Source organism: Pseudomonas edaphica, from assembly GCF_005863185.1.
GTDB classification, from domain to species: Bacteria; Pseudomonadota; Gammaproteobacteria; order Pseudomonadales; family Pseudomonadaceae; genus Aquipseudomonas; species Aquipseudomonas edaphica.
Genome location: NZ_VBVZ01000033.1, coordinates 1 through 21,071, shown reverse-complemented (window position 1 = coordinate 21,071; position 21,071 = coordinate 1). Strand labels below are relative to the sequence as shown.

At 58.9% G+C, this 21,071-nt stretch carries 19 protein-coding genes and 1 pseudogene; 9 read left to right on the top strand and 11 right to left on the bottom strand.

The genetic code is table 11. The features are described from left to right. Positions 1-2,402 (top strand): aminopeptidase N (gene pepN, locus FEM54_RS03855; RefSeq protein ID WP_138449589.1); only part of this gene is annotated, 2,402 nt, incomplete at its 5' end. Between the two features lie 46 nt (positions 2,403-2,448). Here the strand turns inward: pepN and FEM54_RS03850 are convergent. Beyond that, positions 2,449-3,196 (bottom strand): annotated as a pseudogene (locus tag FEM54_RS03850) (aldo/keto reductase); the annotation flags it as partial. A gap of 92 nt (positions 3,197-3,288) precedes the next feature. Here FEM54_RS03850 and FEM54_RS03845 point away from each other — a divergent pair. From FEM54_RS03845 to FEM54_RS03830, 4 genes are all read left to right on the top strand, one after another. Continuing rightward, positions 3,289-4,005 (top strand): helix-turn-helix transcriptional regulator, encoded by a 717-nt coding sequence (locus FEM54_RS03845; protein ID WP_138449587.1) that lies wholly within the window; start codon positions 3,289-3,291, stop codon positions 4,003-4,005. A gap of 51 nt (positions 4,006-4,056) precedes the next feature. After that, positions 4,057-4,392, top strand: a complete 336-nt coding sequence (locus FEM54_RS03840; RefSeq protein ID WP_017138114.1) for a nuclear transport factor 2 family protein — start codon at positions 4,057-4,059, stop codon at positions 4,390-4,392. Positions 4,393-4,407: 15 nt separating this feature from the next. Continuing rightward, positions 4,408-5,514, top strand: coding sequence for a cell division protein ZapE (gene zapE, locus FEM54_RS03835; RefSeq protein WP_138449586.1), 1,107 nt, complete (start codon positions 4,408-4,410; stop codon positions 5,512-5,514). A 157-nt stretch (positions 5,515-5,671) separates the two neighbouring features. Next, positions 5,672-6,163, top strand: coding sequence for a GNAT family N-acetyltransferase (locus FEM54_RS03830; RefSeq protein ID WP_017138116.1), 492 nt, complete (start codon positions 5,672-5,674; stop codon positions 6,161-6,163). Positions 6,164-6,275: 112 nt separating this feature from the next. Here FEM54_RS03830 and FEM54_RS03825 read toward each other — a convergent pair whose 3' ends face one another. From FEM54_RS03825 to FEM54_RS33840, 4 genes are all read right to left on the bottom strand, one after another. After that, a complete protein-coding gene (locus FEM54_RS03825) occupies positions 6,276-6,488 on the bottom strand; it encodes a hypothetical protein (protein WP_017138117.1) in 213 nt (70 codons plus the stop codon). Between the two features lie 142 nt (positions 6,489-6,630). Continuing rightward, positions 6,631-8,868, bottom strand: a complete 2,238-nt coding sequence (locus FEM54_RS03820) for a TonB-dependent siderophore receptor (RefSeq protein WP_138449584.1) — start codon at positions 8,866-8,868, stop codon at positions 6,631-6,633. Between the two features lie 128 nt (positions 8,869-8,996). Beyond that, positions 8,997-10,739 carry a phosphoethanolamine transferase CptA gene (locus tag FEM54_RS03815; protein ID WP_017138119.1) on the bottom strand — a complete coding sequence of 581 codons (1,743 nt, stop codon included), beginning with the start codon at positions 10,737-10,739 and terminating at the stop codon, positions 8,997-8,999. 152 nt (positions 10,740-10,891) lie between these two features. After that, positions 10,892-11,068 (bottom strand): DUF6026 family protein, encoded by a 177-nt coding sequence (locus tag FEM54_RS33840; RefSeq protein WP_256349299.1) that lies wholly within the window; start codon positions 11,066-11,068, stop codon positions 10,892-10,894. 270 nt (positions 11,069-11,338) lie between these two features. Between FEM54_RS33840 and gnd the strand changes: the two genes are divergently transcribed. From gnd to FEM54_RS03800, 3 genes are read left to right on the top strand one after another with little or no spacing between them, the layout of a single operon-like run. Continuing rightward, entirely contained in the window at positions 11,339-12,322 is a 984-nt protein-coding gene (gnd, locus tag FEM54_RS03810) for a phosphogluconate dehydrogenase (NAD(+)-dependent, decarboxylating) (RefSeq protein ID WP_017138121.1), read from the top strand. Continuing rightward, on the top strand, positions 12,319-13,842 hold the full coding sequence (zwf, locus tag FEM54_RS03805) for a glucose-6-phosphate dehydrogenase (RefSeq protein WP_017138122.1): 1,524 nt from the start codon (positions 12,319-12,321) through the stop codon (positions 13,840-13,842). The genes gnd and zwf overlap by 4 nt, the downstream gene beginning before the upstream one ends. Further along, positions 13,839-14,663 carry an HAD family hydrolase gene (locus FEM54_RS03800; RefSeq protein WP_099549302.1) on the top strand — a complete coding sequence of 275 codons (825 nt, stop codon included), beginning with the start codon at positions 13,839-13,841 and terminating at the stop codon, positions 14,661-14,663. Before zwf ends, FEM54_RS03800 begins: the two co-directional genes overlap by 4 nt. Before the next feature lie 67 nt (positions 14,664-14,730). Here the strand turns inward: FEM54_RS03800 and FEM54_RS03795 are convergent, their stop codons facing one another. Further along, positions 14,731-14,991 (bottom strand): hypothetical protein, encoded by a 261-nt coding sequence (locus FEM54_RS03795; RefSeq protein ID WP_138449582.1) that lies wholly within the window; start codon positions 14,989-14,991, stop codon positions 14,731-14,733. Positions 14,992-15,335: 344 nt separating this feature from the next. On the opposite strand from FEM54_RS03795, the gene FEM54_RS03790 reads away from it, so the two are divergent. Continuing rightward, complete coding sequence (locus FEM54_RS03790; protein WP_099549303.1) at positions 15,336-16,661, top strand: sigma-54 dependent transcriptional regulator; 1,326 nt, start codon at positions 15,336-15,338, stop codon at positions 16,659-16,661. Between the two features lie 86 nt (positions 16,662-16,747). On the opposite strand, the gene FEM54_RS03785 is transcribed toward FEM54_RS03790, so the two are convergent. From FEM54_RS03785 to FEM54_RS03765, 5 genes are all read right to left on the bottom strand, one after another. Beyond that, entirely contained in the window at positions 16,748-18,046 is a 1,299-nt protein-coding gene (locus FEM54_RS03785; protein ID WP_099549304.1) for a transporter, read from the bottom strand. Between the two features lie 49 nt (positions 18,047-18,095). Beyond that, complete coding sequence (locus FEM54_RS03780) at positions 18,096-18,845, bottom strand: hypothetical protein (RefSeq protein WP_099549305.1); 750 nt, start codon at positions 18,843-18,845, stop codon at positions 18,096-18,098. Between the two features lie 37 nt (positions 18,846-18,882). Further along, complete coding sequence (locus FEM54_RS03775; RefSeq protein ID WP_017138128.1) at positions 18,883-19,560, bottom strand: C39 family peptidase; 678 nt, start codon at positions 19,558-19,560, stop codon at positions 18,883-18,885. A gap of 62 nt (positions 19,561-19,622) precedes the next feature. Further along, positions 19,623-20,306, bottom strand: a complete 684-nt coding sequence (locus FEM54_RS03770; protein ID WP_017138129.1) for a hypothetical protein — start codon at positions 20,304-20,306, stop codon at positions 19,623-19,625. 67 nt (positions 20,307-20,373) lie between these two features. Beyond that, positions 20,374-20,937: a hypothetical protein gene (locus FEM54_RS03765; RefSeq protein ID WP_017138130.1), complete on the bottom strand. Its 564-nt coding sequence runs from the start codon at positions 20,935-20,937 to the stop codon at positions 20,374-20,376. Between the last annotated feature and the right edge of the window lie 134 nt (positions 20,938-21,071).

Genomic DNA, 21,071 nt, shown 5'->3' with positions numbered 1-21,071 from the left:
CCCTGACCCTGCACCCGACCTGCGAAACCTTCACGGTCGACACCAGCGTGCGTATCCACCCGGAAACCAACCCTGCCCTGGAAGGCCTGTACAAATCCAGCGGCATGTTCTGCACCCAGTGCGAGGCCGAAGGTTTCCGAAAGATCACTTACTACCTCGACCGCCCGGACGTGATGAGCACCTTCACCACCACGGTGATCGCCGAACAACACAGCTACCCGGTGCTGCTCTCCAACGGCAATCCGATTGCCAGTGGCCCCGGCGAAGACGGCCGTCATTGGGCGACCTGGGAAGACCCGTTCAAGAAACCTGCCTACCTGTTTGCATTGGTGGCCGGTGACTTGTGGTGCGTTGAAGACACTTTCACCACCATGACCAATCGTGAAGTGGCGCTGCGCATCTATGTCGAGCCGGAAAACATCGACAAGTGCCAGCACGCCATGACCAGCCTGAAAAAATCCATGCGCTGGGACGAAGAAACCTACGGTCGCGAGTACGACCTCGACATCTTCATGATCGTGGCCGTGAATGACTTCAACATGGGCGCCATGGAGAACAAGGGCCTCAATATTTTCAACTCCAGCGCCGTGCTGGCCCGCGCCGAAACCGCCACCGACGCTGCGCACCAGCGCGTCGAAGCGATTGTTGCCCACGAATACTTTCACAACTGGTCGGGCAACCGCGTGACCTGCCGTGACTGGTTTCAGCTGTCGCTCAAGGAAGGCTTCACCGTGTTCCGTGACTCGGGCTTCTCCGCCGACATGAACTCGGCCACGGTCAAGCGTATTCAGGATGTGGCGTACCTGCGCACCCATCAGTTCGCTGAAGACGCCGGCCCGATGGCCCACGCGGTACGCCCGGACAGCTTTATCGAGATCTCCAACTTCTACACTCTGACCGTGTACGAAAAGGGCTCGGAAGTGGTCGGCATGATCCACACCTTGCTCGGCGCTGAAGGCTTCCGTAAAGGCAGCGACCTGTACTTCGAACGCCATGACGGCCAGGCCGTGACCTGTGATGACTTTATCAAGGCCATGGAAGACGCCAACGGCGCCGACCTCAGCCAGTTCAAGCGCTGGTACAGCCAGGCCGGTACGCCGCGTCTGGCGGTAAGCGAGTCGTTTGATGCCGCAGCCAAAACCTACAGCCTGACGTTCCGTCAAAGCTGCCCGCAAACGCCGGACAAGGTTGAGAAACTGCCGTTCGTGATTCCGGTGGAATTGGGCCTGCTGGACGGGCAGGGCGCCGCTATCGCCTTGCGCCTGGCGGGTGAAGCAGCGGCTGGCGGCACGTCGCGGGTGATTTCGGTGACGCAAGCGGAGCAGACCTTCACCTTCGTCGACATCGCAGAAAAGCCGTTGCCTTCGCTGCTGCGCGGCTTCTCGGCGCCGGTGAAACTGAGCTTCCCGTACAACCGCGACCAACTGATGTTCCTGATGCAGCACGACAGCGATGGCTTCAACCGCTGGGATGCCGGCCAGCAATTGTCGGTGCAGGTGTTGCAGGAGCTGATCGCCCAGCATCAGCAAGGCCAGGCCTTGAAGTTGGACCAGCGTTTGATCGACGCACTGCGCACGGTGCTCAGCGATGAAAGCCTGGACCAGGCCATGGTCGCCGAAATGCTCTCGCTGCCAAGCGAGGCCTACCTCACGGAAATCAGCGAAGTGGCGGATCTGGAGGCCATCCACGCCGCCCGTGAGTACGCCCGCAAGCAACTGGCTGACAACCTGTTCGAAGCGCTGTGGCTGCGTTACCAGGCCAATCGCGAGCTGTCCAAGCAGACGCCTTATGTGGCGGCGGCCGAGCACTTCGCGCGGCGCGCCTTGCAGAACATCGCGCTGTCGTACCTGATGCTCAGCGGCAAGCCTGAAGTGTTGGCCGCAACGCTGGACCAGTTCGACACCAGCGATAACATGACCGAGCGTCTCACGGCATTGGCGGTGCTGGTGAACTCGCCGTTTGAGGCGGAAAAAGCCCAGGCGTTGGCCGTGTTTGCCGAGAACTTCAAGGACAACCCTCTGGTGATGGACCAGTGGTTCAGCGTGCAGGCGGGCAGCACGTTGCCGGGCGGGTTGGAGCGGGTCAAGGCGCTGATGGAGCACTCGGCGTTCAACATCAAGAACCCGAACAAGGTGCGCGCACTGGTGGGTGCATTTGCCGGGCAGAACCTGATCAACTTCCATGCTGCAGACGGCTCGGGTTATCGCTTCCTGGCGGACCTGGTGATCCAGCTCAATGGCTTCAACCCACAGATTGCTTCGCGCCAGTTGGCGCCGTTGACCCGCTGGCGTAAATACGACAGCGCCCGTCAAGCGCTGATGAAGGCGGAACTTGAGCGCATTCGTGCCTCCGGCGAGCTGTCGAGCGATGTATTCGAGGTGGTCAGCAAGAGCCTTGCGTAAACCTCGCGCATAAAAAAACGGCCTGAACAGGCCGTTTTTTTTCGTCTCAAATAACCGGTGGGCGCGGTGTGTCTGCGCCGTGGTCGAGCGCGAAGCGCTCCGAGATAATCCCGTGGGGAACGCCCAATGGAATTGCGCCGGCAGTGTCCAGGCGGGCCACTTGCTCGTTCGACAGCTGCACCTTGAAGGCGCCTAACGTGGCATCCAATTGTGCGCGGGTGCGTGAGCCGAGGATCGGGATCAGCGCGCTAGTCGAACGCCGGGCCTTTTCCCGTAGCCAGGCGATGGCGACGTGGGTGGGGCTTTCCTCCAATTCGCTGGCAATCGCCAGCAAGGTATCGAGCACGGCCGTTTCGCGCGCGCTTTGTTCGGAGTGGATCAACATACCCAGTTTGTTGGCGCGATTGTGGTCCAGGCTTTCACGGTATTTGCCGGTAAGGAAGCCACCGCCCAACGGCGACCACAGCGTGGCGGCCAGGCCCAGAGCCTCGGCCATCGGCAGCACTTCACGTTCGGCGCTGCGTTCGACCAGGCTGTATTTCACCTGCACCCCAATAATCGGCGCGAAATTGCGCACTTCGGCCAACAGGTCGGCGCGGGCGATGCGCCAGGCCGGCATAGTGGATCTTGCCGGCGCGCACCAAGTCATCGAAGCTGCGCAGTATCTCTTCCATCGGCGTGACGTTGTCGCTCATGTGCGCCCAGAGCAGGTCGATGTGATCGGTGTTCAAGCGTTTGAGGCTTTCTTCGACCGCCCGCACCATGTTCTTGCGGTTGTTGCCGAGTTTTGTAATTTATTCGGGCAAGGGTCTTTTTTGCTGCTGACATTTTCTGACAGGACGCTCTGCTAAGCTGCGGCACTTTTTCCTTTTTCGGCGGGGTCCAAGTGTCGCGTACCACTCGTTTACTCACCTTGTTGCAGGCCCTGCGCGGCAAGAAGCGCCCGGTGACCGCGGCCGTACTGGCTGCGCAGTTGGAAGTCTCCGAGCGCACGCTGTACCGCGATATCGCTGAGCTGACGGCACTCGGCGCGCCGATTTTTGGTGAGGCGGGGGTGGGTTATGTGTTGCGCAGCGGGCTGTTTTTGCCACCATTGATGCTCAACGCCGAGGAAACTGAAGCCATCGTGCTGGGGTTACGCTATGTGGACCAGCGCGGCGACGACGTGCTCAGTCGTGCAGCGGCTAATGCCTTGGCAAAAATTGCCGATGTGCTCGACCCGGTTGCGCAGGAAGCCTTGCGTAACCCCACGCTGCTGCCGGGGCCGCCGGGGTTTGGCTACCCGGAAAATCGCGTACCGCTGAATGTGTTTCGTGAGGCGATTCGCAACCAGGCCAAGCTGCATATCGATTACGCAGACGCCAGCCAAACCCAGAGCCAGCGGTTGATCTGGCCGTTGGCATTGGGGTTTCTCAATGAGGTCCGTGTGATCGTGGCCTGGTGCGAGTTGCGTGGCGCTTACCGTACGTTTCGCACCGACCGGGTGGCCGCAGCTGACGCCCGAGGTGAGCGTTACCCTGGCCGGCGCAGCGACCTGCTGCGCGGCTGGCGCAAGTTGATGGAACACAATGATTCAGGATCGTTCACTCCTGACAAAAACTGACACAGGGCTGGCTTAGCATGGCGCCATAAATCACTAAAAAGGAGCTGTGCCATGTCTTTTCCAGCGTTAGCCCCCGCCATTGCAGCCTACATAACCGCGACCAATACCGGCGACACCTCAGCCATTGCCCAGTGCTTTGCCGATGATGCCAACGTATTCGATGAAGGCGATCATCAAGTTGGTCCGACAGCCATTGCCCGCTGGGTTGAAGACACCGGGCGTCGCTATCAGCCTCGTGTTGAAGTGATCAACGTGCAGCATCGCACCGGTAAGGTATTGGTCAGCAACAGGGTCTCCGGCAATTTCCCCGGTAGCCCTTTGGAGCTGCGTTATACCTTCCGCCTGAACGAGCAGGGCAAGATTTCACGGCTGGATATCTCGCTGTAAGTCATACTGGCACGCATGACTTTCGACTCGCCGCTTGCCGCCTACCAATACGCCATCGCCCAGCAAGGCTTCGTGCCCGACGACGCCCAGTGCCGGGCGGTGCAAGCCCTGCAAACCTGCTTTGAGGCCTTGCACCACGGCCGCTCGCCGATTCCCGGGGTTTACCTGTGGGGGCCGGTGGGCCGGGGCAAGACCTGGCTGATGGACCAGTTCTATCACAGCTTGCGTGTACCTGCGCGGCGCCAGCATTTTCATCACTTCATGGGCTGGGTGCATCAGCGCTCTTTCCAGCTCAGTGGCATCCATGACCCCTTGCAGGCTTTGGCGCGCGAACTCAGCCAGGACGTGCGCGTGTTGTGTTTCGACGAACTGTTCGTCAGCGACATCGGTGATGCGATCATTCTCGGCCGGCTGTTCCAGGTGATGTTCGAGGAGGGCGTGGTCATGGTCTGCACCTCCAACCAACCACCGGACGAGCTGTACGCAGGCGGCTTCAACCGCGAGCGATTCTTGCCGGGTATTGAGGCGCTCAAGCAACATATGCACGTGGTGGCAGTGGACGGTGGTGAAGATCACCGTTTGCATCCAGGTGTGGGGCTGCAGCGCTATTGGGTCAATCAGCCACAAGCGCTTGCCACACTGTTCAAACAGTTAAGCGAAGGCCAGGTGACCGGCAGCGGCGTGGTCAGCGTCGGGTACCGTTCGATAGTAGCGATGCAGTCCAGCGACACGGTGCTCTGGTGCCGGTACGCCGATTTGTGCGAGCAACCCTTGGCAGCGATGGACTTTATGCTGCTGTGCGATCGCTACAAGGCGATCCTGCTGGGTGAAGTGCCCAACCTGAGCGCACAAAAACGTCCGGGACGGATTGCCCGTGGCACCGAAGATGGTGTTCAGCGAGTAATGGCCGGTGACCGTGAGTTGCCTGAATTGTCGGTACACGATGACAGTGTGCGGCGCTTCATCGCGCTGGTGGATGAGTGCTACGACCGCAAGGTGCCACTGTTTATCGAGGCCCAGGTGCCGTTGGCAAGTCTTTACACCGAGGGTTATCTGGAGTTTGCGTTCCGGCGCACCTTGAGTCGTTTGCAAGAGATGCAACTGCAGCGGTTCGGCGCCTAGGACAAATCCCAGGCCAGTGGTGCTTGTTGGTGGGCGCAACCTTCGTCATTTCCGTCAGGTATTTGTAGCTAATCTCCTTCATCTGCGACGGGCTCCCCGCTTACAATTGTCTCCTCAAAGGGAACCGATTCCCTTGTTGTCGTGATTGAGGAAGGAAATGGACACCCCAGACATCCTGGTGCTGCAAGCCAGCTACACCAACCCCGTGCATGCCGAAGCCATTGGCCTGGTGCTTAACCATTACGCTGAAGACCCGATGGGTGGCGGTCACACCTTGCCGGCCGATCTGTTGCAGCAACTGCCAGCCGAACTGGCCAAGCGCCCCCACGCGTTCAGCGTACTGGCGTTTGTCGGCGGGGAGCCGGCGGGTCTGATCAATTGCTTTGAAGGTTTTTCGACGTTTGCCTGCCGCCCGCTGATCAACGTGCACGATGTGGTGGTGATGAATCAGTTTCGTGGCCTGGGGCTTAGCCAGAAAATGCTGCTCAAGGTCGAGGAAATTGCCCGCCAGCGCGGTTGCTGCAAGATCACCCTGGAAGTGCTCGAAGGCAATGACGTGGCGCAAGCGGCCTATCGCAAGTTTGGTTTTGATGATTCGATATTTGACCCCGCCCACGGCCGTATGCTGTTCTGGAGCAAACCGCTTTAATCACTGCGCTTAATATAGGCAACATAAAAAAGGCGCCATTAAATGGCGCCAAATTAACCTTTGCCAAAGGAGCGGATTGGCATAGGGGCATGCAGGTTAACTAAAGATTAAATCAGCTGTTAGGCTGTTGTTCAGCGCTGTTTTGTTCGGGCTTTACAGACTTTCCGTCGGCCAGTGCTGTTTTGTCCGTGGTGCCGTGAATTTGCTGCTGGGTGAAGGCGAAGTTGTTGTAAAACTCCTTCGAGCGCTCTGAACCGCCCTCTGCGAAGGCGGCTACGGAGGTCAGGCTCATCAGGCCGGCAAGCATTAAGGTCGAAAGTTTCATGGCAGTATTCCCATTAAGAGTGAGTGGTGTTCGATCGCTCCGTGATCCGATTCATGGAGCGACTATGGGGCTGTCTTATTAAGTGGGAATTAACATGGAACGGCCCCGAAGTTAACGTTTTTGTTAACTTCGGGGATGCAGTTTATAGCCGCCAATCCAGTGCCAGTGTGATGGAGCGTGGGTCTCCCCAATACACGCCATTATAAAAACCGACGCGTTCGTAATATTTTTTATCAAATAGATTGTTGACGTTAACTGACGCCGAAACGTGTTCGTCGAATTGATAGCGCGACATCAGGTTGACCACGGTGTAGGCCTGCTGGGTGATCTTGGTGCTTTCGGTGATCAGCCGGCCGTCACTGTCCCGGCCACCGGTAGGGCGTGGGGCAAATTTGTAGAAATCGCTCTGCCAGTTAACCGCGCCACCTACGGTCAACCCGCGCCATTGGCCCGGCAGGCGATAGGCCGTCGATAGTTTCAACAGGTTGAGTGGCTGGTCGGTGTTGTTGCGCTGTTTATCACCATTGACCGAGTGGGTGTAGGTGTAGCCGGCTGTCAGGTTCCAGTCCGGCATGACCTCGCCCGATGCTTCCACCTCAAAGCCCTGGACCTTGTTGCCTTTGCCGCCCGACTTGTAGAACTGCTCGCGCGTGACCGGATCCGGCGGTGCGCTGTTATCGAGTTCGGCGACGTTATCCTGAGTGCTCCAAAAGTACGCGGTGGCCAGGTTCAGGCGCTCATTGATCAGGCTGCCCTTGAGCCCGACTTCGTAGTTGCTGCCCACCACCGGCTCCAGGTATTTCTTGCTGGAATCGCGCTCATCCTGAGGGTTGAAGATATCGGTGTAGCTGGCATACACGGTGTACTCGGGGGTGATGTCGTAGAGCAGCCCCGCATACGGCGTCCACATATCGTTGTGGGTCTGGCGAGTTTTGCTCGATTGAGTCAGCTGGTTATTGTCGTTGTACTGCGGCGAGACGCTTTCGATTTCCCAACTGCCATAGCGGCCGCCGAGTACAGCGTGGAGTTTGTCGGTGAGGCTCAGGCGCGTCGCCAGGTAACCGGCTTTCTGTTTTTTGCTGCTGTGTTCGCCTTTGAGGCCGGTGGTGCGGTCGGGGAACTTGGGGATACCGCCCATGTGCCGCCAGTCCTGAATGTCTTCATAACCTTCGGGTGTGCTGTAGCGCTGAAACGGCGATGAGTCTCGCTGCTCGGATTCGCCATAACCTGCCATCAGCTCATGTTCACGGCCAAACAATGAATAGGTCCCGGCAAGGTTGAAGTCCACCACGTCCATTTTCGATGTACCGACCATCTGGTTGGTCCAGGCGTTCATGCCGCTGCCATCCGGGTTGGGGTAGCCGGCGCCGCCGTAGTACACCTTGCCATCAGTATCACTCTGGCGATGGGTGTAGGCCGCCTTGAGGCGCCAGTCAGCGGACAGTTTATGGTCGATAGAGGCGAAGGTGGTCTTGTCTTTGAGTGGCCAGGAACTCCAGTCGGCAGCCATGTTGGCCGAGCGTGACAGTCGCGCCTTGCTGCCATCGCTGTTCCAGTAGGGCAGGGTGCCCCAAGAGGTGCCTTGCACATGTTTGTTCTGATAGTCCAAGCCTACGGCGACCACCGTGTCGTCGGTCAGGTCGCCTTCGAGGATGCCGTAGCCGACCTCCCGTTGCATGGCGTAATTGTCGCGATAGGACTGGCTGTCGCGATAGGCCAGTACCGTGCGTCCACGCAGTCGCCCATCAAACGCCAGGGGGCCGCCCACATCAACGTAGCTGTAGTAGTTGTCATGGCTGGCGCCGCTGACGCCGGCCCTGGCTTGCCAGTCTGCGGTCGGGCGCTTGCGGATCATGTTGACCGTGGCCGAGGGGTCACCCGCGCCGGTAGTCAGTCCGGTGGCACCGCGCACCACCTCGATGCGGTCGTAGATGATGGTGTCGGCATCCGGCTTCATGCGCCCGTAGGTGCTGAGCATGCCGTCGACCTGGTAGTTGCTGATCGAGTAGCCGCGGGAAGAGTAGCCGACCCGATCCGAGTCCAGGTGTTGCACCGTTATGCCTGTGGTCTGGCGCAGCACGTCAGTCAGGGTATTGAGATTGAAGTCATCCATCTGCTGACGGGTGATCACCGAAACCGATTGCGGGGTTTCCTTGATCGACAGGTTCAGCTTGGTGGCGGTGTTCATCGAACCGGTGGTGTAGGCCCCGGTGTGTTCGGTGGTCGCGCCCAGGCCTTCGGCGGTGATGCTGGTGGCACCCAGCTCAAGGGCGCGTGGCGGGGCAGGCTCGGGGTCGGTTTCAGCCAGCAGGTCCGGGCTCAGCGCGACGCTGAACAGGCCAAGGGTGAGGGTCATGGAACGGGTAAAGGGCGCGAACATCGCGGCAGACTCCTTGTCGTCTTTGCGGCCTTCTCAGTAGGAGAAGGCCTTGGCTCAAAGACGAAAGGGCGCGCGGAACTTTAGGCTTAAACGAGAATGATTGTTATCTTTCTGTTACAAGGCTCACGCTATTTAGCAACCACTTCGGAGGCGTCTGACTTCTTCGGTTTGATCAGACTGAAATCAATCAAACCCTTTTTCTGGCCGATGTAAGGGTCACCAATCAGCAACGGGCGTGGCTTGAAGCTGTCGTTCACCAGGCTCTTGCTGCGGTCCCATTCATCGAAGCTCAGCCCGGCCAGGTCGGCCCAGGTGTGGATCAACTGCGAGCTGCTGTAAGGCCGCTGCAAATCGCTGGCAAAGCTCCAGTCATGGGTTTCGCGCCATTTCGGCGAGGCGTAGGCCATAAACGGGATGGTGTACATCGGCGCCGTCGGTTTGCCTTCGTTACGGCCCAGGGTACTGTGGCCGGCCGAGTCGAACACATCTTCGCCGTGGTCCGAGAGGTACAGCAGAAAGCCGTTCGGGTCGGTCTTGGCGTAATCCTTGATCAGGCTCGACACCACGAAATCGTTGTACAGCACCGCATTGTCGTAGCTGTTGTAGGTCGGCAACTGATCATCGCTGATGCCGGCCGGTACGCCCTGGCGATCGGTGAACTTGTCGAAGGTTGGCGGGTAACGGTACTGGTAGCTCATGTGAGTGCCCAGCAGGTGCACCACGATGAACTTGCGCTCGGCGGGGTCGGCCAGGGCCTTGGCGAACGGTGCCAGCACGTCGCCGTCGTATTGGCGGGCGTTCTGGTTGCGGTTGTTGTTGAGGTACACCTGCTCGTCAGCCTGCTCGGAAAAGGTCGTGAGCATGGTGTTGCGCTTGGTCATGGTCTGCTGGTTGGTGATCCAGTAGGTCTTGTAGCCGGCCTGTTTCATCACGCTGACGATCGAGGGCGTCTTCAGGTACAGGTCCGGGTTCTCTTCGTCGGCAAACGTCAGCACCTGCTGCAGTGCTTCGATGGTGTAGGGCCGCGGAGTAATGACGTTGTCGAACACCGCCAATTGGTCGCGCAGCTTGTCCAGTTCCGGCGTGGTGTTGCGCGGGTAGCCATAGAGGCTCATGCGCTGACGGTTGGTGGATTCGCCGATTACCAGCACCAGGGTCGACGGCTGGTCGGCCATGGTGTCCTTGAGGTTCTTCAAGGGCGGGATCTTGCTGGCGCTGGTGAGCATGCCCTGCATGCTGTTGAGCTGTTCGGTGTAGCGACGGTAGGCAACGATCATCTGCCATGGCACGGCCGGTTCGACGCGGCTTTCGAAACCGTCGATGGCCAATTCCATGGTCGGGTTGGTTGCAATCTGCTTGACCAGCGGGTAACCGATCACGGCCAGCACAATGGCGGTGGCTGCCAGCAGCGCCTGGCCACGCGGCAGGTAAACCGGGCGCAGGCGGGTCCACAGGAATACGGCTACTGCGGTATGGGCGATGAATGCCAGCACGATCCACCAGGCGAAGTACTGGGTCGCGTATTCGCCGGCTTCAGAGATGTTCGACTCGAACATGATGAAGATGACGCTTTGCGAGAATTCCTGCTGGTAAATGAAGAAATAACCCAGGCTGGCCATCGAGCACGCCCACAGCACCACGCCGATCAAGCCCGCGAGCAAGCGCGTGCGCTTTGGGAACAGCAGCATCGGCGCGAGCCAGAACGCGCTCAGGAAGAAGGCTTGGCGAAAACCACTGAAACCGGAGGTGCCGGTCAGCTGGATCAGGAGTTGGGTAATACCCGAGAAATACCAGAAAAACAGGAACAACCAGCCAAGACCGGCCCAATCAAAGCCTTTCGCAGACTTGGTGCTGCGTTTGAACATCGCCATCCAGTACTCCAACCCGATAATTGCTCAGTCGCTGCGCAGGAATGCGCGCGACAGTGGGCCGCCGCGTGTGCGTGGCCCTATTCGGCGGGAGTATCGGGAGGAGGATGTGAAAACTTCGTGAGTTATTTCTGAAGGCTTTGTTCAGCTCAGGTTCAGCAAAGTGCAGGCTGGGTGCCGGATGCCTGATTGACCTGTGCTTGAAGGTGTGCGCGCAGACGCAGAACCTCCTGCTGCAGTTGATCGCGTTCTTCTTTTAATTGGCGCAATTCATCGCGACGCACGCTCACGTAGAGGGTCTGTGGCGGTCGGGTCATCTGTGCTGTGCTCATTGCTTACCTCGCAAATAGCCGGTAGATCGCGGTGCCGGAACGCGTCAATCGAGGTTCTCGGCAACAGTCGAAAGCAATTCTGAATTCTTTTTCGGGGCAATGGAACTTTTTTATTTTTGGTGGTCGCTGTGACTTTTTCAGCGGTGATGCTGAAACGATGGCGTTTTTTTGTCATGAAACTACACCGATCCGCTCTGGACTAACCCTCATTAGCCTCATTGCGCTATAAACTATGTCACACATTTATTTAGTAGTTAGGAGCATCAGCACATGCAACTGGGGATTATCGGACTAGGCCGCATGGGCGGTAACATTGCGCGGCGCCTGATGCTCAATGGGCATACCACCGTTGTTTACGACCGTAACGAAGCATTCGTCAAAGGCTTGAGCGAGGAGGGCGCCACCGGCGTCGCCGACCTGAAGGCCCTGGTAGCCGGGCTGCAAAAGCCGCGCGCTGTGTGGGTGATGTTGCCGGCAGGCGCGCCCACCGAAGACACCATTAATACGCTCAGTGAGTTGCTCGAAGACGGTGACGTGATCATCGATGGCGGCAACACCATGTACAAAGATGACATTCGCCGAGCCAAGGCCTTGTCGGAAAAAGGCCTGCATTACGTTGACGTCGGCACCTCCGGCGGCGTCTGGGGCCTGGAGCGCGGTTACTGCATGATGATCGGCGGCGACGTCGAGACCGTGCAGCGCCTCGACCCGATTTTCGCCAGCCTGGCACCGGGCCTGGGCAGCATCCCGCGCACCAAGGACCGTTCGGCCTCTGCCGACAGCCGTGCCGAACACGGTTACATCCATGCAGGCCCAGCCGGTTCCGGGCACTTCGTGAAGATGATCCACAACGGCATCGAGTACGGGATGATGCAGGCCTTTGCTGAAGGCTTCGACATCCTCAAGACCAAAAACTCGGAGAACCTGCCGGAGCACGAGCGCTTCGACCTCAATGTTGCCGATATCGCCGAAGTCTGGCGCCGTGGCAGCGTGGTCTCGTCCTGGTTGCTGGACCTGACCGCCGACGCGTTGGCCACCGACCCGAAACTCGATGGCTACTCCGGTTCCGTGGCCGACAGTGGCGAAGGCCGCTGGACCATCGAAGCCGCCATGGAGCAAGCCGTGCCGGTACCGGTGCTGTCCACCTCGTTGTTCGCCCGTTTCCGTTCCCGTCAGCAGAGCACCTACGGTGACAAAATGCTGTCTGCCATGCGCTTCGGCTTTGGTGGCCATGTGGAGACTTCCAAAAAATGACCGCTAACGGCAAGAAACCCAAGGCCGAACCCGCTCCACCCACTACCTTGTTTCTGTTTGGCGCCCATGGCGACCTGGTCAAGCGCCTGCTCATGCCGGCGCTGTACAACCTGAGTCGCGACGGGTTGCTGGGCGACGGCCTGCGCATTGTCGGCGTTGATCACAACGCCATCAGTGACGCCGACTTCGCCAAGAAACTCGAGGACTTCATTCGCACCGAGGCCGCGAGCAAAGTCCGGGGCAATGCCGAAAACGCCCTGGACCCCGCGTTGTGGGCGCAGTTGGCCAAAGGCATCAGCTACGTCGAGGGCGATTTCCTCGACGACAGCACCTACGCCGACATCGGCAAGAAGATCGCCGACAGCGGCACCGGTAACGCGGTGTTCTACCTGGCGACTGCACCGCGCTTCTTCGGTGAAGTGGCGCAGCGCCTGGGCAGTGCCGGCTTGCTCAACGAAACCGATGATGGTTTCCGTCGTGTGGTGATCGAGAAACCCTTCGGGTCGGACCTTGCCACCGCCGAAGCGCTGAACGCGTGCCTGCTCAAGGTGATGAGCGAGAAGCAGATCTATCGCATCGACCATTACCTGGGCAAGGAGACGGTGCAGAACATCCTGATCAGCCGTTTCTCCAACGTGCTGTTCGAAGCGTTCTGGAACAACCATTACATCGACCACGTGCAAATCACTGCGGCGGAAACCGTGGGCGTCGAAACGCGGGGTAACTTCTTCGAGAAAACCGGCACCCTGCGCGACATGGTCCCCAACCACCTGTTCCAGCTCCTGGCGATGGTCGCCATGGAGCCGCCGGCGGCGTTTGGCGCTGATGCGGTGCGCGGTGAAAAGGCCAAGGTAGTGGGTGCGATCCGCCCGTGGTCGTTGGAAGATGCGCGCGCCAACTCGGTACGCGGCCAATACAGCGCTGGCGAAATCGGCGGCAAGTCGTTGCCCGGTTATCGTGAAGAAGCCAACGTTGCGCCTGATAGCAGCACTGAGACGTTTGTCGCCCTCAAGGTGATGATCGACAACTGGCGTTGGGTCGGCGTGCCGTTCTACCTGCGTACTGGCAAGCGCATGAGCATCCGTGACACCGAAATCGTGATCTGCTTCAAGCACGCGCCGTATGCGCAGTTCCGCGACACGGATGTGGATGAGCTTAAGCCCACCTACCTTAAAATCCAGATCCAGCCAAACGAAGGCATGTGGTTCGACCTGTTGGCCAAAAAACCCGGGCCGGCCCTGGAAATGGCCAATATCGAGTTGGGTTTCGACTACAAGGACTTCTTCGAAATGCAGCCGTCGACCGGGTATGAAACCCTGATCTACGACTGCATGACCGGCGACCAGACCTTGTTCCAGCGCGCCGACAACATCGAAAATGGCTGGCGTGCGGTGCAGCCGTTCCTGGATGCCTGGAAGCAGGATGACGCGATTCAGGCTTACAAGGCCGGAGAAGACGGCCCCGCGGCCGCCGACGAGTTGCTGGCCCGCGATGGTCGCACCTGGCATAGCCTGGGATGAGTGATGCAGCGATTCATCCCATCCAGTTGGTGCTCAGTGATGTAGACGGGACCTTGTTGCATCCTGACCATAGCCTTAGCCAGCGCACTGCCGATACTGTCCGCGCGTTGCGTGACGCCGGGGTGTTTTTCAGCCTGGCCAGCGGGCGGCCGCCCAAGGCCATGCTGCACCTTATCGAAACGTTCGGTATTGATGTGCCGGTCGCGGGTTTTAATGGCGGCACGTTGATCAACCCGGATGGCAGCATCCTGGTTGCCCATCATCTGCCGGCAGAGGCGGCGTTGGTGACACTGGCGCTGTTTTCGGCCGAACCGGATGTGGAAGTCTGGGTGTTCGCTGACGGCGATTGGCTGCGCCGTGATCCGCCTGGGCCGATGATGCAGCGTGAAGCCGATGGCTTGGGCTACGGGCCGGTGGTGGTGGAGAGTTTTGAGCCGTACCTGGACCGGGTCGACAAGATCGTTGCTGCCAGCAACAACACGCAGTTATTGGTGGAGCTGGAAGCGCAGTTGCAGCCCAAGGTGCAGGGCCTGGCGCAGGTATCACGCTCGCAGCCGGTGTACCTGGATGTCACGGCCATGCTCGCCAACAAGGGCGAGGCCTTGAAAACCTTGGCCGCGCACCTTGGTGTGCGCATGGAACAAACGGCAGCTATCGGCGACGGCGGCAATGACCCGGCGATGTTTGCAGTGGCGGGTTTGTCGATTGCGATGGGGCAGGCGGAAGAAACGGTCAAGCGCCAAGCCAGTGTTGTGACCGGCAGCAATGTCGAGGACGGCGCAGCTGAAGCGATCGAGCGCTTTATTCTCGTACCGCGATAAGCCGCTTACGTTGTGATGCTCAACTTCCGATCATTGTTATGCAATGATCGGAAGTTACTGCCGCGTCTTACTTGGGCATGGTCCACGACAACAACTGATGGCCATCTTTGTCGAGTTCGGCACGCGCCTGCAACAACAAAACCTCAAGTTGAGTCGGATCGGTATAAGTACTCGAAGACAGCTGTTTGCTGCCGATGCGGGTATTGGTACGGTCGATGACGCTCAGGCTGAGGGCGCCGTTGCCATCGTGCCAGGCCACGCACTGAAAGGGCTGGAAGGCACGGTCTGCGATCAAAAGAGCTTCGTTGATGCGGAGCGGGGCGTTCATGTGGGTCTTCTCTCTAAATGCCCAGTCATTTAAGTACCGTCGGTTGGGCGAGCCAGACGGTGAGTTACTTGTACTGATGCACGATGGCAGGGTACGGGTCACATCTTAGATCAAGAAATTTCAACTTTTCGTGATTGGCGTCATGTAAGCGGCTGTTTTGAAAGCGCATTGAGTGTGGCGGTCGCGCCTGATTTTTTGGCCCCAGCGACGCCGAGATGGCTTTGTGCCCAGACTTATAGCGAAATAATACAAAGGCTGTGTCAATAACTTGCTAGTGTTAGCGCCAGGCCGCACAAACCGTTGTTTATAAATAACTTTAACAATTTTGGCGCCAAGGAATAGTCATGGTTGTTACACCTGTCCAACGACGCTTGCTTGTAGTCGACCCGTGCGACGACTGCCACCAGCTATTGCCTGGTTTGCACAGTGCGGGGTGGGAAGTGGACAGCTGCACGCTCGGCGCCGTAGGCGACAGGTCGTGCGATGTGGGGCTGTTGCGCCTGCAGCCCTATCACCTGGAGCGCCCGGAGGCCGTCAAGGAATTGATCAGCCGCAGCGGCACCGAATGGATCGCGGTGCTCAGCCAGGATGTACTACGCCTGCAAAATGTCGGTGATTTTGTCTGTGAATGGTTTTTTGACTTCCACACTTTGCCGTTTGATGTGGCACGCGTGCAGGTCACGCTAGGGCGTGCATTCGGCATGGCCCGCTTGCGCGGCAAGGGCCACACACTGATCGACGCGCAGGAACACGAGCTGCTGGGCGACAGCCGGCCCATTCGTGAGCTGCGCAAATTACTCGCCAAGCTGGCACCTACAGAGTCGCCGGTGCTGATTCGCGGCGACAGCGGCACCGGCAAAGAGCTGGTGGCCAAGACCCTGCATCGCCAATCCCAGCGTCATGCCAAGCCCTTTGTCGCGATCAACTGCGGTGCCATTCCCGAGCACCTGATCCAGTCCGAACTGTTCGGCCATGAAAAAGGTGCGTTCACCGGCGCGCATCAGCGCAAGGTCGGGCGTATCGAAGCGGCCCACGGTGGCACGTTGTTTCTCGATGAGATCGGCGACTTGCCAATGGAACTGCAAGCCAACTTGCTGCGTTTCCTGCAGGAAAAGCAGATCGAGCGCGTCGGTGGCAGCCAGCCCATCCCGGTGGATGTGCGGGTGCTGGCGGCGACACACGTGGACCTGGAAGCGGCGGTTGAGAAGGGCACCTTTCGCGAAGACTTGTATTACCGGCTTAATGTCTTGCAGGTGGTAACCGCGCCGCTGCGCGAGCGGCACGGCGACGTTGCGATGCTGGCCAACCATTTCTCACGTTTCTACAGCCAGGAAACCGGGCGCAGGCCGCGCAGTTTCAGCGAGGATGCTCTGGTTGCTCTGGGCCAACACCCGTGGCCGGGCAACGTGCGCGAATTGGCGAACCGCGTGCGCCGTGGCCTGGTATTGGCAGAAGGGCGTCAGATCGAAGCCGGTGACCTGGGGTTGCAGTGCGAGCAGGCAATTGCGCCACCGATGGCTACACTGGAAGATTACAAGCACCGCGCTGAACGCCAGGCGTTGTGCGATGTGCTCAACCGGCACAGCGATAACATGAGTATCGCGGCCCGCGTGCTGGGCGTGTCCCGGCCGACGTTCTACCGGTTGCTGCACAAACACCAGATCCGCTAGGGCGGGTAAACCGAAAAGCCCCGCAACGACCTCTATCGTTGCGGGGCTTTTCCTTGCTGCCTGGGACGTTCCGCGTCCCACTACTGCTAAAAGTAATACGGGAATTTCAGGCTGAACGTAAAGTCCGGCGCATCATCGGTCATCCCAATCGACAGGTTCGGTACGATCGTCAGGTTATCCGACGCCGCAATCGTCATGCCCACGTTGAAATACCCGGCGTTGGCATCGCTGGACACCACCGATTGCCAGTCCTGGCCGCTCTGCTTGACCTTGCTTTTACGTTGCACCAGGTCAGACACCGAGAACGACATGCTCATCTTCTCATTGAGCGCGAAGGCCACCCCGACACCGAGTTGGAAGCTGTCACCCAGGCTGACTTTGCCAGGGATCTTCTGATTGAGATTGGGGCTGATATCGCTGAACGAGTCTTCGAAGTTATGGGTGTAGGAAAGCGAGCCGAACAGCACGGCGGGGTCGAACGTCTTGACCAGCGAAATACCTGGCGTGACCGACCACACCCCGTTGCCGGTCGGCAGGCTTTCCGGCACGGCGAGGTTGTTATTGCTGGCTTGCTCGATCAGCTTGATGCCATAGGGTTCCTTGCCGGTCGGTGCCTTGACCCGCAGCGACACCACCGCATCCGGCAGGCTGGCGCTCTCATCGAGGAATTTATAGGCGATGCCGAAGTTGACATCACCAATGGTTGGGTCGCGGCTGACTGAGGCTTCCGACGTATTCTTGGCATCGCCGCCGGCGCCACCGGACTGGTAGGTCGCTTCGCGATACACCACCGGCACGTTCAGGTCGAACTGCCAACGGTTGTCCAGGTTGTAGCGGCCGGTGAGGTCCAGGGTCCAGCTGTCCGACTTGATCCGGTCCAGGTTGATATTGCCCAGGAAGATCGAGTCCAACGCCAGAAAGCCGTTGAGTGACAATTGGCGCGCGTCGTAGCGGGCATAGGTGAGTCCGGTTTCAAAGCTGAACTTGCCATTGCCGAAAAAGCCGCTGGCCTCGTTGTACAAGTTGCTCACACTTTGTGCCGGGGCGGAATCGTCCTTCAGGCTTTGCCCGTACGAGCTGTTACCGGCTGCACCGCCGGACGCTGCGCCCGCGCCGACGCCGGCCACTGTCGTACCGCCTTTCTGGAAGTCTGCAGGCGACTTGGCCAGGCGTTTGGGCGTAGGTGTTGCCGGCTGATCTTCCACTTGCCTTACGCGTTGCTCCAATACGGCCAGTGCTTTTTGCTGCACTTCATAACGCTGCTTGAGCTCCAGCAGTTCCTGCTTCAGTGTTTCGATATCGGTATCCGGCGCGGCGTACAGCACCGAAGCGGGTAGGAGCGTACTCAAACAAATCACGGCACGTAACGATAAAGATCGATGCATGAAATAAGCCGTCCCTTTCTAATGCGTAAGTGTCGAGGCTCAGCGTAGTTCAATAACCGGAGGGGCGTAGGCCTTTGAGTTGATCCAGGTTCAGGTTCTGCGTGATGTTGTTCAAACCGTTGTTGCCCATGACCACATTAAGTTGGGTCATATTGTTCACGAAGTTGCTGTTGCCCTGAATAACCGTGCCTTGCAGCACATTACCGGCACCGATTTGCTGCACCACATTGCCCTGATTGTTATTGGCCTGGAGCGCCATTTGCAGGCCACCGTTTTTAGCCGTGACCGTCACTTGGCCGGCGGCTGTGCCTCCGGTGATCGGCTGGCCGGCAATCAATGCCTGACCCGACTGCACGTAGTTGGCGGGCGCCAGGCCGTTTTTCGTCACGTTGATATCCACGCCGTTGTTGGCCGTGTTGCCATCGCCCGCTGCGCGCACGCTTTGCGTGACACCCTGGCCGGTGCCGAGGCCGGCGCCGCCGACGACGGTGCCCTTGCCGTCAGGCTGTTTGATCACGCCGGTGCCGTCGTTACCGGTGATTTGCACGTAGAATTGCGGGGTGACGGTGGAAGCGTTGACTTGCATGTCGGCGGTGCCGGTCACGGTCGCGCCGGCGGCATTGGTCCAGGTGCTGCTCATCACAATGCCAAAGCTGATAATCCGCCCGGGCATCACATAGCGCCCGCGCAACTCGGCCATTTCCGCGTCCTTGAGCTCGATCGGCTTAAATGCCGAAGAAGCATAGGCAGGTGCTGCGGCTGCCAGGCACATGACTGTCAGCCAGCGTCGAGTGTTCATCGTTTGCTCCTGGAGCGTCCTGCTCCTTATTGCGCTTCTAGAAGAAGTCGCTCTGGATAAAACCGAAGTCCATCAATTCACTGTCGCGTACCGGGCTGAACTCGTTGAACTGGTTCTTGGCCGTCAGCGGCGCGCGGGGTGTGAGCAAGGCGTTGGCCTTGTCGTAACCCTCACCGATCACCGCGAACACGATGCCGTTCCAGCCCTTGACGAAATCGTTCTTGGCATAGCGCTTGTTGCCCAGCACGGGGTCGCCGATATACACCCAGTCTTTGTCGGCCCGTTGCAGCACGACAAAGTGCTTGTAGCCACGAATGTCCAGCAACACCACCACCGGCACTTTCACGGTGACGAGTACCTCAGGCGTAATCCGGTAGCCCTTGGCGCGCATGTGGATGCTTTCCAGGTAGCGCTTCATGTCGAGCATCGAGAAGCCTTGGGTGCGCACCAGGTTCTGGTCGGCATTGACCAGCATGCCCTTGATCACGTGGTCTTCATCCACGTCCATCCAATAGGCTTGGCGCAGGATGGTTGCCAGCGCGGCGGCGCCGCAGCTGAAATCGGTTTTTTGTTCCACCAGGTTGGCGAATTTGCGCTCGCGGATGCTTTCGACCTTCTTGTACACCACCGCGCCGTTTGGCATGACAACGGCCATTTGCGCCGCCCAGGTCGGGCCGGTGAGTGCGAACAAGAGGAGGGCAGCTGTGAGGCGCATGATCGTATGACCTGCTGGACACTGGAAATAAAAAGGGCCTTGTTGCCAAGGCCCGATCTGGATCAGAAGCGAGTGATTGCTACGTTGTTCTGACCTTGGTTGTTGCTGCCCGACAGAACGTTGGAGTTCGACACCCCAGAGCTGTAGTTCATCGAGTTGTTCACGCTGGCGTTGTTGACCACCGGTTTGGTGCTGCCCCAGCCGTGGCCGCTGGCCAGGTTGAGGGTCAGGTTGCCCGACACATCCTGCACGCCAGTGACGGCTGCAGCACCGCTGTCGCCATTACCCGAGGCAATTGCAACGCTGTTGCTGCCTTGGTTGGAGGTGCCCGATGCGGCGTTCAACTGAATCACGCCTGAAGCGTGGTTGCCGCTGTCGTTAAGGGAAGCGTTGTTTCTAGTGCCGCTGTTGGCCACAAAGTTACCGGTGTTCGATTGAGCGGTACCGGTGGCGGCGAATACGAAATCCGCATCCCCGGAAACGATGGCAACGTCGTTTTTGCCTTGGTTGTTGTCGCCGCTCAGCACGTTGCCGTTGGCCACGCCACTGATGTTGTTGTAGGAATCATTGGCCGAGGCGTTGTTTTTGGTTTTGTCATTAAGTACCACGTTGCCATGGTTGCTCTGACCGTCCTGTGTGGTCGCAGCAGCCGTGGTAGGCGCGTGATAACCGCCCGCTTGAGCAGCAACAGCCATGAGCGCAGCGAGAGCAAAAGCCAGTGGTTTAAGAGCCATTGAAGTTTTCATGGTGTATCTCCTTGCTTCTAATTAGTTGGTTAAGTGTTGGTACGGTCTAGCTATGGACTCAGCTCCATCAGTTGAGTCGTAAGTTCAGGGTGTTAGCCACTCGGTTCCCCACCCCGGCGCTCTGGTTGACCTGAACCACTCCACGGCTGCCGGTGAAGGCCTGGTCGCTGGTAACGACCTGGCGGCTGCCAGTGGTAGGGGTCAACCCTGAGTCGGTTGCAAGCGCAACGTTTTGTTGCGACATGACGCTGTCGTCGATGCTTTGCGGGCCAGCACTCACGCTGATGCGCACGGCATTGATCATCTGGTTCTGGGCCCCGGCGGACTGGTTGACACTCAGTGCACCGTTGCCATTACTGAAGGAGTTGCCCTGGATCGCAGCATTGGCGTTCAGGGAGCGGTCGGTGGGCGCGCCGCTGATTTTTTGCGTGACGGCGATGTTCGCCCGGGCATTGTGGCCCACCGCAATAGCGACGTTGTTGCTCAGTTGTTGCTGGTCACCCGCGGCCTGGTTGATCGTCACCACACCGTTGTACTGCTGGCCCGAGTTATCAATGGTTGCGTTGTTATTGCTGTCGGCCATCGCCGCTGTGCAACCGAGCGCTGCTAGAAGCATCCAGGAGTGGTTCATTTCATTGCTCCTCCCACCATGCCGCTGATGTTGTTCAGAGGGGCGAGCCCACTGGATATCGCACCGTTGACCGTGCCTGCAATACCGCTGCCGCTACTGCCGTGGCCGGCTGCTCCCGCTGCGCCTAGGCTGGT

Bases quoted from the DNA above. Each gene is read 5' to 3' on its own strand.
- FEM54_RS03840 (WP_017138114.1), top strand. From the start codon at position 4,057: ATGTCTTTTCCAGCGTTAGCCCCCGCCATTGCAGCCTACATAACCGCG.
- FEM54_RS03790 (WP_099549303.1), top strand. From the start codon at position 15,336: ATGGTTGTTACACCTGTCCAACGACGCTTGCTTGTAGTCGACCCGTGC.
- FEM54_RS03820 (WP_138449584.1), bottom strand. From the start codon at position 8,868: ATGTTCGCGCCCTTTACCCGTTCCATGACCCTCACCCTTGGCCTGTTC.
- zapE (WP_138449586.1), top strand. From the start codon at position 4,408: ATGACTTTCGACTCGCCGCTTGCCGCCTACCAATACGCCATCGCCCAG.
- FEM54_RS03825 (WP_017138117.1), bottom strand. From the start codon at position 6,488: ATGAAACTTTCGACCTTAATGCTTGCCGGCCTGATGAGCCTGACCTCC.
- FEM54_RS03800 (WP_099549302.1), top strand. From the start codon at position 13,839: ATGAGTGATGCAGCGATTCATCCCATCCAGTTGGTGCTCAGTGATGTA.
- FEM54_RS03765 (WP_017138130.1), bottom strand. From the start codon at position 20,937: ATGAACCACTCCTGGATGCTTCTAGCAGCGCTCGGTTGCACAGCGGCG.
- FEM54_RS03815 (WP_017138119.1), bottom strand. From the start codon at position 10,739: ATGGCGATGTTCAAACGCAGCACCAAGTCTGCGAAAGGCTTTGATTGG.
- FEM54_RS03795 (WP_138449582.1), bottom strand. From the start codon at position 14,991: ATGAACGCCCCGCTCCGCATCAACGAAGCTCTTTTGATCGCAGACCGT.
- FEM54_RS33840 (WP_256349299.1), bottom strand. From the start codon at position 11,068: ATGAGCACAGCACAGATGACCCGACCGCCACAGACCCTCTACGTGAGC.
- FEM54_RS03780 (WP_099549305.1), bottom strand. From the start codon at position 18,845: ATGAACACTCGACGCTGGCTGACAGTCATGTGCCTGGCAGCCGCAGCA.
- FEM54_RS03770 (WP_017138129.1), bottom strand. From the start codon at position 20,306: ATGAAAACTTCAATGGCTCTTAAACCACTGGCTTTTGCTCTCGCTGCG.
- gnd (WP_017138121.1), top strand. From the start codon at position 11,339: ATGCAACTGGGGATTATCGGACTAGGCCGCATGGGCGGTAACATTGCG.
- FEM54_RS03775 (WP_017138128.1), bottom strand. From the start codon at position 19,560: ATGCGCCTCACAGCTGCCCTCCTCTTGTTCGCACTCACCGGCCCGACC.
- FEM54_RS03785 (WP_099549304.1), bottom strand. From the start codon at position 18,046: ATGCATCGATCTTTATCGTTACGTGCCGTGATTTGTTTGAGTACGCTC.
- zwf (WP_017138122.1), top strand. From the start codon at position 12,319: ATGACCGCTAACGGCAAGAAACCCAAGGCCGAACCCGCTCCACCCACT.
- FEM54_RS03830 (WP_017138116.1), top strand. From the start codon at position 5,672: ATGGACACCCCAGACATCCTGGTGCTGCAAGCCAGCTACACCAACCCC.